General features: G+C 36.9%; 12 protein-coding genes. 9 read left to right on the forward strand and 3 right to left on the reverse strand.

Annotated elements, in window-relative coordinates:
- The first annotated feature begins 51 nt into the window (after positions 1 to 51).
- Complete coding sequence (locus tag GZ63_RS0109750; protein ID WP_226374373.1) at positions 52 to 336, forward strand: YhdT family protein; 285 nt, start codon at positions 52 to 54, stop codon at positions 334 to 336.
- Positions 333 to 1,760, forward strand: coding sequence for a sodium/pantothenate symporter (gene panF / locus GZ63_RS0109755; RefSeq protein ID WP_029269054.1), 1,428 nt, complete (start codon positions 333 to 335; stop codon positions 1,758 to 1,760). The genes GZ63_RS0109750 and panF overlap by 4 nt, the downstream gene beginning before the upstream one ends.
- A 377-nt stretch (positions 1,761 to 2,137) precedes the next feature.
- Here the strand turns inward: panF and GZ63_RS0109765 are convergent, their stop codons facing one another.
- On the reverse strand, positions 2,138 to 4,123 hold the full coding sequence (locus tag GZ63_RS0109765; protein WP_029269057.1) for an acetoacetate--CoA ligase: 1,986 nt from the start codon (positions 4,121 to 4,123) through the stop codon (positions 2,138 to 2,140).
- Between the two features lie 156 nt (positions 4,124 to 4,279).
- Between GZ63_RS0109765 and GZ63_RS0109770 the strand changes: the two genes are divergently transcribed.
- The 4 genes from GZ63_RS0109770 to GZ63_RS0109785 all read left to right on the forward strand — a co-directional run bounded on the left by GZ63_RS0109770 (position 4,280) and on the right by GZ63_RS0109785 (position 9,200).
- A complete protein-coding gene (locus tag GZ63_RS0109770; RefSeq protein ID WP_051681450.1) occupies positions 4,280 to 5,827 on the forward strand; it encodes a spore germination protein in 1,548 nt (515 codons plus the stop codon).
- A complete protein-coding gene (locus GZ63_RS0109775) occupies positions 5,811 to 6,980 on the forward strand; it encodes a Ger(x)C family spore germination protein (RefSeq protein ID WP_029269061.1) in 1,170 nt (389 codons plus the stop codon). Before GZ63_RS0109770 ends, GZ63_RS0109775 begins: the two co-directional genes overlap by 17 nt.
- A 14-nt stretch (positions 6,981 to 6,994) precedes the next feature.
- Positions 6,995 to 8,071, forward strand: coding sequence for a GerAB/ArcD/ProY family transporter (locus GZ63_RS0109780; protein ID WP_029269063.1), 1,077 nt, complete (start codon positions 6,995 to 6,997; stop codon positions 8,069 to 8,071).
- Between the two features lie 142 nt (positions 8,072 to 8,213).
- A complete protein-coding gene (locus GZ63_RS0109785) occupies positions 8,214 to 9,200 on the forward strand; it encodes a diaminopimelate dehydrogenase (RefSeq protein WP_029269065.1) in 987 nt (328 codons plus the stop codon).
- A gap of 115 nt (positions 9,201 to 9,315) precedes the next feature.
- Here the strand turns inward: GZ63_RS0109785 and GZ63_RS0109790 are convergent, their stop codons facing one another.
- Complete coding sequence (locus GZ63_RS0109790; protein ID WP_029269067.1) at positions 9,316 to 9,570, reverse strand: hypothetical protein; 255 nt, start codon at positions 9,568 to 9,570, stop codon at positions 9,316 to 9,318.
- Between the two features lie 177 nt (positions 9,571 to 9,747).
- On the opposite strand from GZ63_RS0109790, the gene GZ63_RS0109795 reads away from it, so the two are divergent.
- Positions 9,748 to 10,617: a YitT family protein gene (locus tag GZ63_RS0109795; protein ID WP_029269069.1), complete on the forward strand. Its 870-nt coding sequence runs from the start codon at positions 9,748 to 9,750 to the stop codon at positions 10,615 to 10,617.
- 60 nt (positions 10,618 to 10,677) lie between these two features.
- On the opposite strand, the gene GZ63_RS0109800 is transcribed toward GZ63_RS0109795, so the two are convergent.
- The gene (locus tag GZ63_RS0109800) at positions 10,678 to 11,127 is read right to left on the reverse strand and encodes a YueI family protein (protein ID WP_029269071.1); all 450 of its coding nucleotides are present in this window, start codon (positions 11,125 to 11,127) and stop codon (positions 10,678 to 10,680) included.
- A gap of 375 nt (positions 11,128 to 11,502) precedes the next feature.
- On the opposite strand from GZ63_RS0109800, the gene GZ63_RS17885 reads away from it, so the two are divergent.
- Positions 11,503 to 12,111, forward strand: coding sequence for a transposase (locus GZ63_RS17885; RefSeq protein WP_226374375.1), 609 nt, complete (start codon positions 11,503 to 11,505; stop codon positions 12,109 to 12,111).
- On the forward strand, positions 12,077 to 12,787 hold the full coding sequence (locus tag GZ63_RS17140; RefSeq protein WP_051681451.1) for a transposase: 711 nt from the start codon (positions 12,077 to 12,079) through the stop codon (positions 12,785 to 12,787). Before GZ63_RS17885 ends, GZ63_RS17140 begins: the two co-directional genes overlap by 35 nt.
- Positions 12,788 to 12,864: the final 77 nt, after the last annotated feature.

Consider the following 12,864-nt stretch of genomic DNA (forward strand, 5'->3'; position numbering starts at 1 on the left):
TTTTTAAATCTTTGCAATTAAGTGGAAGTAGGTGAAGGAGGAGTTATACGCGTGAAGCAAAATGATTTGAAACAGGATGATTATCGTTTTAAAGTAGCGAATAGAGAAGCATTAATAGGGGTCGGATTAGTTGTTTTTAACTTTATCTGGTGGTTTGCTTTTGCATATGGTTTAGGTAGTAAAGACCCAGCTAATTATAAGTATGTATTTGGATTTCCCGCATGGTTTTTTTATAGTTGTATACTCGGCTTTATAATCATGACTGTGTTAGTAACAGTAATTGTAAAGAAATACTTTGTTGATATTCCATTTGATGACGAAGGAGAAGTAAAATGAACTGGCAAGCATTGGTTCCTTTACTTGGATTCTTGATCATCATATTTGGTGTTGGCATGTGGTCCAGCAGGTATGTTAAATCATCTCATTCATTTTTACAGGAATATTTTTTAGGCGACAGAAGTTTGGGTGGTTTTATTTTAGCAATGACAATGACGGCAACATATGGCAGCGCCAGCAGTTTTATTGGGGGACCGGGTGCCGCTTACGACAAAGGATTAGGCTGGGTATTATTAGCAATGTCACAAGTTGCGACAGGCTATTTTGTGTTAATGGTATTAGGGAAGAAATTTGCCATTATCACTCGTAGGTATAAGGCAGTAACTATGATCGACTTCCTAAAAAAAAGATATCAATCGAAGTGGGTTGTATTGTTTTCAGCAATCAGTATTATTATTTTCTTATTTTCAGCAATGGCGGCACAATGGATTGGTGGCGCTAGATTAATTGAGTCTTTAACAGGGATGCAATATACGACTGCATTATTTATTTTTGCCGTCTCTGTTTTGTTTTATGTAATCATTGGCGGATTTCGAGCTGTTGCTTTCACTGACGCTATACAAGGCAGTATTATGTTCCTTGGTACACTCATATTACTGATTGCAACAATTATTGCCGGAGGCGGGCTTTCTAATATTATGGCAGACCTTTATACGGAGAACCCAAATCTATTAAGTCCTTATGGAGCAGAAAGGGATTTGACGCCTGCTTATGTATCTTCATTTTGGATTCTTGTAGGGGTTGGAGTTGTAGCACTGCCGCAAATTGCTGTACGAGCCATGTCTTATAAAAATGCTAAATCCATGCACCGTGCCCTGATCATTGGGACATTTGTCGTCGGCTTTATTATGTTGAATATGCACTTAATCGGTGTGCTGGCAAGACCCATCTTGCCGGATATCGAAATAGGTGATAAGGTGATGCCTCTTATTGCATTAGAAGTTTTACCGTCATGGCTGGCAGGAATTGTTTTAGCAGCCCCAATGGCAGCAATTATGTCTACTGTAGATTCTTTATTGCTAATAGTAAGTTCATCGATTGTAAAGGACTTATATTTAAACTATATACAGCCAAAAGCCTCACATGTACGGATCAAGCAATTAAGCATAGGTGTTACAGCAGTTTTAGGAATGATTGTTTTTGTTATGGCACTGAACCCGCCTGATTTAATAATATGGCTGAATTTATTTGCATTTGGCGGACTGGAAGCGGCCTTCATTTGGCCGATTATTTTAGGGCTTTATTGGAATAAAGGAAATAAATATGGTGCACTTGCTTCTATGATCGTTGGAGTAGGATTGTATATTCTTTCGGATACATTTTATCCAGAGCCATTTGGATTTCATTCTGTAGTGTTGCCAACAGTGTTAGCATTGTTGGCATATGTAGTAGTTAGTCTCGGTACGCAGAAAAAAAACTTTTAGAACTTAATAAAAAATTCTACTCGATTATGATATGCTCTCCTGAAGGTAGACAGGCCAAAAAATAAAAGTCTGTTTCACTAGACCAACCTATATAAAAGAAACAATAAAAAACACCTTTGAAATGGTATAATCAAAATATACTAATTCGGAGGTGTTTTTGCGTGGGCAAAAACGTGTAAAGCGGTATAATGGTCATAGAAAATTAATAGATACGGCAAAGGGAAGGACGACCTCTATGAACAAAGATAGAAAAACAATTTGGAAAGTACGTATGGATATTGTGCAGGACGCTTTAGCGGCCTTAGCCCTATGGAATATAGAGCTAAAGCCGCTTAGACCCTGTTATTATTTCCGCTGTCTACTCGACAGAGGGCAGTTCAAATTTGAGTAGACTTTTTTGCAAATGAAACAAAACTTTCCAAAGACTTTGCATTCGCCAATGACCCTTTGTTAACAACCTCTTCAACGTCTTTTCCCATTAATATTTTTTTCACTGGAATTTCCAATTTCTTGCCGTTTAATGTTCTAGGTAAATCGCTAACTTCATAGATTTCGGTTGGTGTATGCCTTGGAGAGCATTGTGTTCTAATTTGCTTTTTGATTGCTTGTTTGATTTCGTCGGTTAATGGATATCCTTCTTTCATCACAACAAATAATGGTACGAATGAGTCTCCATCATTTTTTGGAATATCCACTATTAAACTATCAGCTACTTGACTAATTTGATCTACAGCCCGGTAAATTTCACTTGTACCAATACGAATACCACCGCGGTTTATCGTTGCGTCAGATCGGCCGTAAATCACACAAGTATGCCGGTCGGTTATTTTTAAATAGTCTCCGTGTCTCCAAATGCCTGGATATACATCAAAATAGCTTTCATGCAATCGAACACCATCTTGGTCATTCCAAAAATAAATCGGCATGGATGGAAACGGTTCGGTTAAAACAAGTTCTCCTACTTCGTCAATCAGGGGTTTACCACTGTCATCGAAGCTTTCAATTTTTGCCCCAAGTCCCCTGCATTGCAATTCCCCTGCATAAACGGGGAGGATCGGTGCGCCTAATATAAATGCTGTGCAAATATCAGTTCCTCCACTGGCAGAAGCTATCCACAAATCCTTTTTCACATTTTCATAGCACCACTGGAAACCTTCTGGTGGCAAGGGAGAGCCAGTCGAGCTGATATTTTTCAAGTGTTGTAAATTAAAGTCTTCTTTAGGTGTAATTTCATCCTTCATACAGCCAGTGATGAAACTGGCACTTGTGCCGAAGATAGTCATTTTTGTCTGCTCTGCAAATTTCCAAAGCATCTTTTTATTCGGATATCCTGGGCTTCCGTCATATAAAATAATGGTACTTCCAGTTAGCAATCCGCCAACAAGAAAGTTCCACATCATCCAGCCGGTTGTGGTAAACCAAAAGAAACGGTCGTCTTCACTGAGATCCGCATGGAAAGTTAACGCTTTTAAATGTTCCAGTAAAATACCACCCTGGCTTTGTACGATCGGTTTTGGTTTTCCCGTTGTACCGGAAGAAAATAATACCCATAGTGGGTCATTAAATGGAACATATTCATAAGTAAGGTTTGCTGTTGGGCTAGGTTGCATTGCTTCTTCCCAATGAATAACGTTTTTCAGTCTGCTGAAATCTGGGTTGTTATCTAAATAAGAAATAGCAATCGTTGCTTCTAGTGTTGGAAGTTCCGACTGGATTTCTTCAGCAATTTGACTACGATCAAAGTCTTTTCCGTTATACCGGTAGCCATCAACGGTAACCATCACTTTAGGTTCAATTTGTTTAAACCGGTCAATAACACTTTGTGTTCCAAAATCCGGAGAAGCACTGGACCATATAGCACCTAAACTAGCTGTAGCTAGAAAAGCTACAATTGTTTCATAGATATTTGCTACGTAAGCAACAATGCGATCTCCTTTTTTTACTCCCAACTTTTTCAGTGTATGCTGGAGGTTTATCGTATCCTGATAAAGCTGTTCCCAAGTTATTTCAGCAGTCTTCCTGTTTTCGGAAGCATGAATAATCGCTGGCTTTTTTTGATTACGATTTCTGAAAATATGTTCTGTATAATTGATAGTCGCCTCCGGAAACCATTTTGCTCCAGGCATTTTATGTGTTGTTAATACATTTTGGTAAGGTTTATTGGATTGAATATCAAAATAGTCCCAAATGGATGCCCAAAAGTCTTCCAGTTCATCGACAGACCACTTCCAAAGCGAATGATAATCCTGAAAATCAAGTTCCTTATGTTGTTTTAACCATTTCATATAGGCGTATATATTTGATTGCTGCATCCTGTTGTGAGTCGGTTCCCATAATAAAGTACCTTCCTTCACTGTGTTCATATTATTCCCCCTAAATGGTTCGATGCGTACCTTCATTATAAGAAAACGCTTATCATAAGTAAAGGAGCGGATGAATTTATTTGTAGAAGGTATAAATCGGTACGCAATTTCTCATAATAGGAGGGCATATTCCCGTGAAAAAGGAGGGTTTATTTGGTGACACGAAAAAAATCAGCTAATAAAGTAAGGAAAACAAAACATATATCGATTGATCGGGACCTCGAAAAAAACAAAGCACATATTAGGAAAATACTGGGGGATAGTCCTGACACTTCTTGGGGAGAAGTTACTTTACATAATAGGAAAAGCGAGAAAATTCACATTTTGATTTTAAGCATTGGAGGATTAGCTGATGAAGCGTCCATTCACCAAAATATACTTGAACCCCTGCGTAAACAATCTAAGGTCGCTGACAATATCATTGAAGGTGTAAAAGAAAAAATATATATTAACGAAGTCAAATATGAAGCTAATCTATATAATGCCATTTTAAAAACGTTAAGAGGAAATACCTTCATTTTAATAGAGGGTTATACAACGGGTATCATTGCTAGTACAGAGGGAAAAGAGACCAGAAGCATTGAAGAGCCTCCAACAGAAGCAGTTGTAAGTGGATCAAGGGAAAGTTTTATCGAGAGTGTTCATACAAATATATCGCTATTAAGACAAAGAATCGCCTCCCCTCAATTACGATTTCAGTTATATACGTTTGGAGAATACAGCCAAACGGAAGTTGTTTTAGCGTATGTAGAGGGGATTGTAGATCCGCAAGTGTTAGAGCGTGTCAATAAGAGAATTAGAAAAATTGAGGTGGATGATATTGCGAGTTCTGGACAAATAGAGCAATATTTAGAAGACCAAACATACACGATTTTTCCTGTAACAGGCAATACGGAAAGACCAGATGTAGCCGCAGCTATGCTAATGGAGGGGAGAGTTGTTCTCATCGTAGATGGAACGCCTATTACCTTATTTTACCCAAGTTTATTTTTAGAAAAAATGCAAGACGTAGAAGATTATAGTTCCAGGCCGTTTAGCTCTTCCGTTGTAAGGCTGTTACGTTTGTTTGCTTTTGTAATAAGTACCATGTTGCCAGCTCTGTACATTTGTATTGTGAATTTCCATAAAGAGGCCATACCATCTGGATTTCTTCTGGCGCTGGAAAAATCAAGGGAAGGTGTACCTTTACCATTAGTACAAGAAACGTTACTTTTGATTGTCTTATTTGAAATTGTAAGGGAAGCAGGAGTACGGATGCCGCGAGCGATCGGGCAGGCGGTGAGTATTGTTGGAGCATTGATTTTGGGAGAGGTATCTGTTGCTGCAGGCTTAATCAGTGCACAAACGATTATTGTTGTTTCAACAGCAGCTATTACTGCCTTTATTGTGACACCAGTTGCCGAAGTAGTTTCCTTGCTTCGAATTATCTATATCATTCCTAGTGCTACTTTTGGATTTTATGGGCTGATGGTCAGTGTATTATTTACGATCATGCATATGGCAAACCTTAAGTCAATGGGCGTCTATTATATGGCACCTATTATGCCATTGTATTTCAGAGATTGGAAAGACGCATTCATCCGACTGCCATACAGATTATTAAAATACAGACCGAAAAGTATACCGAATGTCCGTCCAATCAGATACAAAAGGGTACCACCTTCCCCAAATAAAGGAAATGAAAAGCATGATAAGAATAATTAGTGCAGTAGTTATTGTTCTGATGCTATTTTTAGCGGGTTGTAAGGATAGTGTTGAACTGGACGAATCAATGATGGTGGTAGGAGTAGGAATAAAGAAAGCTGGAGATGAATATGAAATTGCAGTTGAAGCCATCGCACCTTCAGATGTAACCCCAAACGAGGAAACAGTGAAAGAAAAAAGTATTATTTTAACAACAAAAAGTAAAACATTTTTTGATGCTGCAAGAGAAGTAATCAGAATATCCAAAAGAAGATTATTTTTCACGCATGCCATTGTATGGATCATTCATGAAGACTTAGCTTCAGAAGAAGACATGCTAAATTTTTTAGATGTGCTGAGAAGAGAGCAAATGCTTCGTTTAAATAGTTATTTATTTATCACAGATGAAGATCCAAAAGATATATTTACTACAGACCCTATCTTCAGTAATAACATTTCAAGAGAATTAGTTTCAGGTCTTGAATCAGGTGAATTTGTATCTAGCTACCCTACCGTCAGAGCAAGGGAGCTTTTTAAAATGTTGATGAGTACAATGAATAATGGTTACCTTCCTATCATAAAACGAAAGGAAGAAGAAGCGGGTAGTCAATTAACACAAATTAATGGTACGGCCATTATAAAAAATGGAAGAAAAGTAGGTAAATTAGATGTGTTAGAATCAGCTGGATTAATGTTGCTTAATAACAAAACACAAGGCGCAAGTGTCCGGGTTACTTTTGATGACGTGAAAGGATCCTTTGAATTATTAAGAGGGGATACCGATGTGAAAACGAAACTGCAAGGGAATCAATTAAAAGTTGATATTCATATGGATGCAGTTGGAGAGATAACAGAACAAATTATTGAAGGGACAACAATGCCTATACAGATCTCTGATTTTGAAAAAAAAGTTGCTGGAAAAATTGAAAAGGCAATTCACAAAGCACTTAATAAACTTCAGAAAGACTTTAAAGCAGATGTCACTTTAATCGGGATGAACACTTATCGCAAACAGCCAAAAGCGTTTAATAAAGTGAAAGACAAATGGGAGGATATTTTTTCTGAAGCAGAAATAAATGTAAATGTTGACGTAGAAATAACGGAACAAGGTTTAATCGATAGTCCATGTGAAAGTTACAAAAAGAAGAAAAATCGAAATCCATATGATTTTTAAAGGGAGGGAGTAGAGTGGTCAATAAATGGCAAATGTTTTTTCTTATTGTTTTAACCCTCCCGATTATGGGTCATGTTGTGTTGCTTCCTCTCGCAATTAATCTTGCTGGAAGAGATGTTTGGATTTCTGCAATTATTGCCATCCCGATCGGCTTTTTATTTTCTTTCATTTTGTATCGTTTGAGACTGATATATCCGGATGAGCCAATTTATAAAGCGCAAAAAAGCTTATTTGGTAATTTTGCAGGTAATGGAATAGCTATTTTATTCTTCTTGTATTTTACTTTCTTAGCATCTTTATCAATAGCTGCATTAATCGATATGGTAAATGCATCATTTCTTATAGCCACACCTTCATGGATTTTAGTCGCTGTTTTTTTGCTTTTATCGATGTATGGGGCCGCAAAAGGAGCAAAAGGGATTGCTTTAACAGCCGGTATATTGTTTTTTATAGTGATGTTAACAGGACACTCGATTACTTTTACAAATTTTCGTGAAAGAGATATATATGAATTAATGCCGCTTTTAGAACATGGGTGGAAACCTGTATTGCTTGGAGCTTTACTATTTTCTACTGTATGGATCGAATTATTGTTTCTATTAACAATACCGCTAGAACATCCTTGCAAAAAGTATACATTTACCTTGTGGCTAGTTAGTGTCATTGCGAATGTATTTATGATGTTATCGACATCGACTGGAGCAATTATGACCTTTGGTTTAGAACAGACAGATAACTTTGTTTACCCAGCATTAGAAATTGTCCGGGTCGTCACCTTGAAGTTTATTGATCGATTGGATGTATACGCCTTAATACTAATGACGTTTGGTTCGTTTATTCGTGGCAGTTTATTTCTTCTCATTGCTTATGAACAGCTAACGGTGTTAAAAAAGCCGAATAAAAAAGGAAAGAATGTGGTTGTTTTTACTGTTATAAGTATTTTAATAGGCATATTCGCTTACATTATGGTGGACACGAGAAGGCATTTAGAGTTTTTTTTGACCCTTTATGCGTATACGATTGTGCTTTTTCCACTTCCATTTCTTCTTTTGTTCTTAGCTAAGTACAGAAAAAGAAAGGGATATTATTAATCCTTTGAGCTAAACGAATGGAATTCTAAAAATATAGCGCTTGCATCCAACCTTCTTTATTGCAGAAAAAAAGAAGAAACGATAGTATAAAAGAACATCGGAGAGTAGAGAGTAATAACTTTTCATAAACGGAGGGGAAAATATGGGAAATAAAATTAGAGTTGGAATTGTAGGTTACGGAAACTTAGGAAGGGGCGCAGAGGCTTCTATTGCTCAACAATCAGACATGGAGCTTGTCGCTGTTTTTTCTAGAAGAAAACCGGAAAGTGTCAATGTAATTAATCCAGATGTAAAAGTACTACATATTGATGAAGCAAAAAATTACACGGAAAAAATAGATGTCATGATTCTATGCGGTGGTTCTGCAACAGATCTTCCTGAGCAGGTTCCGGCATTTGCTGAAATGTTTAACACGGTTGATAGCTTTGATACCCATGCAAAGATTCCTGAATACTTTGCATCGGTTGATAAAGTTGCTCAAGCAAGCGGAAAAACGAGCATCATTTCCGTTGGCTGGGACCCTGGTATGTTTTCGATTAATCGTGTGATGTCTGAGGCGCTACTACCTGAAGGAAATACGTATACATTTTGGGGAAAAGGCTTGAGTCAGGGGCATTCAGATGCTGTGCGAAGAGTAGATGGTGTTAAAAACGGAGTCCAATATACGATTCCATCGGAAGAAGTGATGAAACAGGTAAGAAATGGCGAGAATCCAGATGTATCTAAAAATGACCGACATGTCCGTACATGTTATATTGTAGCGGAGGAAGGCGCTGATACAGAAAGGATAGAGAAAGATATTAAGACTATGCCTAATTACTTTGTGGATTATGAAACAACCGTTCACTTTATTACGGAAGAAGAATTGAAAAGAGATCATGCTGCTATGCCTCATGGTGGTTTTGTCATACGTAGTGGAAAAACTGGTGAAGGAAACAATCAAATTGTAGAATATAGCTTGAATTTGGATAGTAACCCGGAGTTTACTGCAAGTGTAGTCACTGCGTATGCTCGCGCTGCATATCGTCTAAACCAAGAAGGACAAAAGGGTGCTAAAACCGTTTATGATGTGGCACCTGGATATATTTCTCCAAAAACTGCTGAGGAATTGCGTAAAGACTATCTATAAAGAAATAAAAGTCCCTTCCTTTTCATTGAGTGAAGGGATTTTTAAATAATAAAGCAGTGTATAAGGTTGCCTATTTTTTTTACGACGCAGCTAGTTTATCAGAAAATGCTTCAGTCTAAGTATTTTTATTATTGAATTGCGCATATTTAATAAACGTTTCCTCTGACTCAATAAGCCCACAAGAAGCACATTGAATTCTAAATTGCGGACCTTCGTAGAGAATGTGATAGACTTCTACACTTTCATTTGAATAATCGTTGATAATCTTTCCAGTAGCAGCATTTAATTTTACGGGTTTGGCGACCTGTTCGATGACATTAAAACGAGAATGATTTGTTTTACAATTCGGGCATAGATAAGGTTGTGACATATTTAACACCTCCACTATTATTATTCCTTACAAAGGATTTTTTATGAGGAAATTCCATTTTCACGACATAGACAACGTCAAATTGACATGCCTGTGAAATGTATTTACAATATAATGATTGGATAGTCTTAACTGAATGAAAAGCCACTATTTTTTATAGGAAGGATTTAAAAAGTGATGGAATTTAAACTAAAAGAAAACAGTTCTATTATTCAATATATACAGGTCATTATTGGAGCGTCGCTTGTAGGATTCGGCTATAACATGTTCTTACTCCCCTCCAAGCTTGCAGCGGGAGGACTTTCTGGGGTCAGTACCATTTTGTTTGAAGTATATCAACTTAGCCCTGCGCTCACACAATTTCTTATTAATATACCTATTTTTCTAATTGGCTGGTTAACGCTAGGAAAGGATTTTAGCGGAAAAACATTAGTTGGAACGTTTTGGGTTCCTTTTGTTATATGGCTTACTACAGATCTACCATTTGCCATTACGAACCCGTTGCTAGGAGCGTTGTACGGGGGGATTTTGCTTGGTGTGGGCCTAGGTATTGTTTATAAGGGAAATGGTTCGACCGGCGGGACAGCAGCAATCGCCCAAATTGTAAAAAAATTTACGGGCTTATCAAGCGGTTATTCTCAATTAATCGTAGATAGTCTTGTCGTCATCACTTCGCTGATTGTGTTTAATTTAGAACTGACGTTATTTGCATTAATAAGTATTTATATATCAAGCAAAGTAATCGATATTGTTCAGTTAAGAACTTCATCAGCAAAGCTGATCATGATTATAACAGAAGAAGAAAAGCGGATGGAATCACTTATAAGAACGGGAATTGATCGCGGCCTTACCAAAGTCCGTTCATTAGGCGGTTATACAAATGACAATAAGACAATGATTTTATGTGTAGCAGAACGAAATGAAGCAGTCTATTTAAAGAAATTATTACAACAAGAAGATCCGGGTTCCTTTGTTATTTTCCTGGATGCGTCAGAGATTATGGGCAGAGGATTCTCACTAGATAAATATTACGGACAAAAATTATAATTCAAAAAAACATAAACAGCCAAGCTAATCATTTCATTGAGTAGCTCGGCTGCTTTTTTGTTATTTAGGAGAGGTGAACCAATCTTTAATTACAGAAAAAATAGAGGTGGATCTTTCTTGTTTTTTATCTTCCATAATGTCTTCTTCCTCTATAAAAATATTTCCATAATCGATAGCATAGTCATAGGTTAAGACGGCCCCAATGTCGGTTTCATATTCTTCATTCGAAATGACCGTATATGGAATGTTATATTTATTCGCCAAATTTTTTTCAGCCTTTAAAAAACGATAAGATATATGGCCATTGATTAATAATTTACTATCACGATGATTCTTCATAGCATCTTCTAGCTTGTTGATTCCCGAGTCAGTCATAACCTGTCCTATGGTTAATGCTAGGACGATCCGTTCTCTTAGAGTACCTAAAAAATAGTGACGCTCAGCTTCTTTCGGGCGATTTAAACCGTATATTCCTTCTGTAAGATAGTCTTCAACATTTTTCTTTGACATGTTTTTTCCTCATTTCCCCACAATTACAAATTATTGTACATAATACTACCGAATAGATGCAATATAAAAGGTGTAAAAACAGCGAAGCGATTCACTGTAATGAATCGCTTCTTAAAAGTGTGCCCGGCATGGGCTATAGCCTGGTGGTGAAAGTCCACTACAGGCTTGGCAGTAGGAACTGTTAGCCGAAGGCAAAACCCCGAACTGACGAACAGGAACTGTATATAAGGCTGACTTGGAATGGACGAGTTTGCTTTACAAAACAAAGTCCAATACTGCCCGAGTTCCATACAGTAAATACAGCAGTTACATGGGGGGGAGGTTATAGCTCTTACCCGGGGAGCTCTTACAAGGGTTCCCGACAAGAAGGAAGGAATTTCCTACAGGAACAATCCTCCGTATGAAAGAAAAGATTTATTGAAGTTATTTATTTATGGGTATTTTAACAAGATTCGATCTTCACGTTCCTTAGAAACAGAATGTAAGAGAAATATTGAATTAATGTGGTTAGTGAATGGAATACGCCATGATCATGGGACTATCTCATTATTTTTGAAGGAAAACCGTAAAGGTTTTAAAAAGATAATGCGTACATTTACTTGCCTACTCAAAGGATGGGGACTGATTGATGGCCAACTTATTGCCATTGATGGAACAAAGATACAAGCTCAGAATAGTAAGGGTAACTATATTACTCCAAATGGATTAGCGAAGAAAATTAATTATTTTGATGAAAAAATAGAACATTATATCCAACGATTAGAAGAAATGGCACAAGAGGATGAACTAACAAACGAAACAGTTTCATTAATGGAAATAAAAATTGACAAATATCAAAAGAAAAGAAAGCATCTAGCAGAATTGAAAAAGAAAATGAATGAAGAGGGAAAGAAGCAATTAACAATTACAGATCCTGAATCTAGAGCTATGAAAAATAATGGGAAGGTAGATGTCGCTTACAACATGCAATCTGCCCGTAGATAGTAAGCACAAGATAATTGTCACTTTAGATGTAGTGAATGATGTAAATGACCAAAGTCAACTATCCCCTATGACTTCCCAAGTAAATGAAATTCTATCAAAAAACAAAAACAGAGCAATCGTAGCAGACACAGGATATTATAATGCAAAAGAAATAAAAGATTGTCTAGATGATGGGAATACTTTATATTTAAAACCACAAAAAGTTAAAAGTGTATCTGGAAATTCGGCTTATTCAAAAGATAACTTTTGTTACCAAAAAGAAACTGACACTTACCTTTGTCCTCAAGGGAGGGAGCTTCCTTACATGGAAAAGTCCTCTAAAAATGGATTAAAGTATAAAAGATATATCGGAGGAGAGATATGTTTATCCTGTCCCGTCTATGGTTTATGCACAAAAGCCAAAAGCGAAAGGAACATACAACGCTGGGAACAAGAGGAAGTTCTAGAAAAATTAAAAAAGGATACCATAGCAAATAATGAAATCTATAAAAAACGGTCGCAAATTGTGGAACACCCTTTCGGGACAATTAAGCGGTACTTTGGTTATACTTATTACCTGGGAAGAGGGCTGGATTCTGTAAAAGCAGAGGCAGCTCTAATTGGTGTTGCTTATGATTTCAAAAGGTTAACGAAAATCAGAAAGGTTTCGGATATTGTGGAGCTTTTAGCAGCTTAATAATATCGAAATCTTTTTAATTTTTAGGTTTCAGGCTTTTTTAAGGTTGAAATCATGAAAAGTGTTTTTTATAGTGT

Origin of the sequence: Virgibacillus alimentarius (assembly GCF_000709085.1) — a bacterium.
Lineage (GTDB): Bacteria > Bacillota > Bacilli > Bacillales > Amphibacillaceae > Virgibacillus_B > Virgibacillus_B alimentarius.

Excerpts from the sequence above, each read along its gene's own strand:
- panF (WP_029269054.1), top strand. The coding sequence starts at position 333 with ATGAACTGGCAAGCATTGGTTCCTTTACTTGGATTCTTGATCATCATA.
- GZ63_RS0109765 (WP_029269057.1), bottom strand. The coding sequence starts at position 4,123 with ATGAACACAGTGAAGGAAGGTACTTTATTATGGGAACCGACTCACAAC.
- GZ63_RS0109775 (WP_029269061.1), top strand. The coding sequence starts at position 5,811 with ATGATAAGAATAATTAGTGCAGTAGTTATTGTTCTGATGCTATTTTTA.
- GZ63_RS0109785 (WP_029269065.1), top strand. The coding sequence starts at position 8,214 with ATGGGAAATAAAATTAGAGTTGGAATTGTAGGTTACGGAAACTTAGGA.
- GZ63_RS0109790 (WP_029269067.1), bottom strand. The coding sequence starts at position 9,570 with ATGTCACAACCTTATCTATGCCCGAATTGTAAAACAAATCATTCTCGT.
- GZ63_RS0109795 (WP_029269069.1), top strand. The coding sequence starts at position 9,748 with ATGGAATTTAAACTAAAAGAAAACAGTTCTATTATTCAATATATACAG.
- GZ63_RS0109800 (WP_029269071.1), bottom strand. The coding sequence starts at position 11,127 with ATGTCAAAGAAAAATGTTGAAGACTATCTTACAGAAGGAATATACGGT.
- GZ63_RS17140 (WP_051681451.1), top strand. The coding sequence starts at position 12,077 with ATGTCGCTTACAACATGCAATCTGCCCGTAGATAGTAAGCACAAGATA.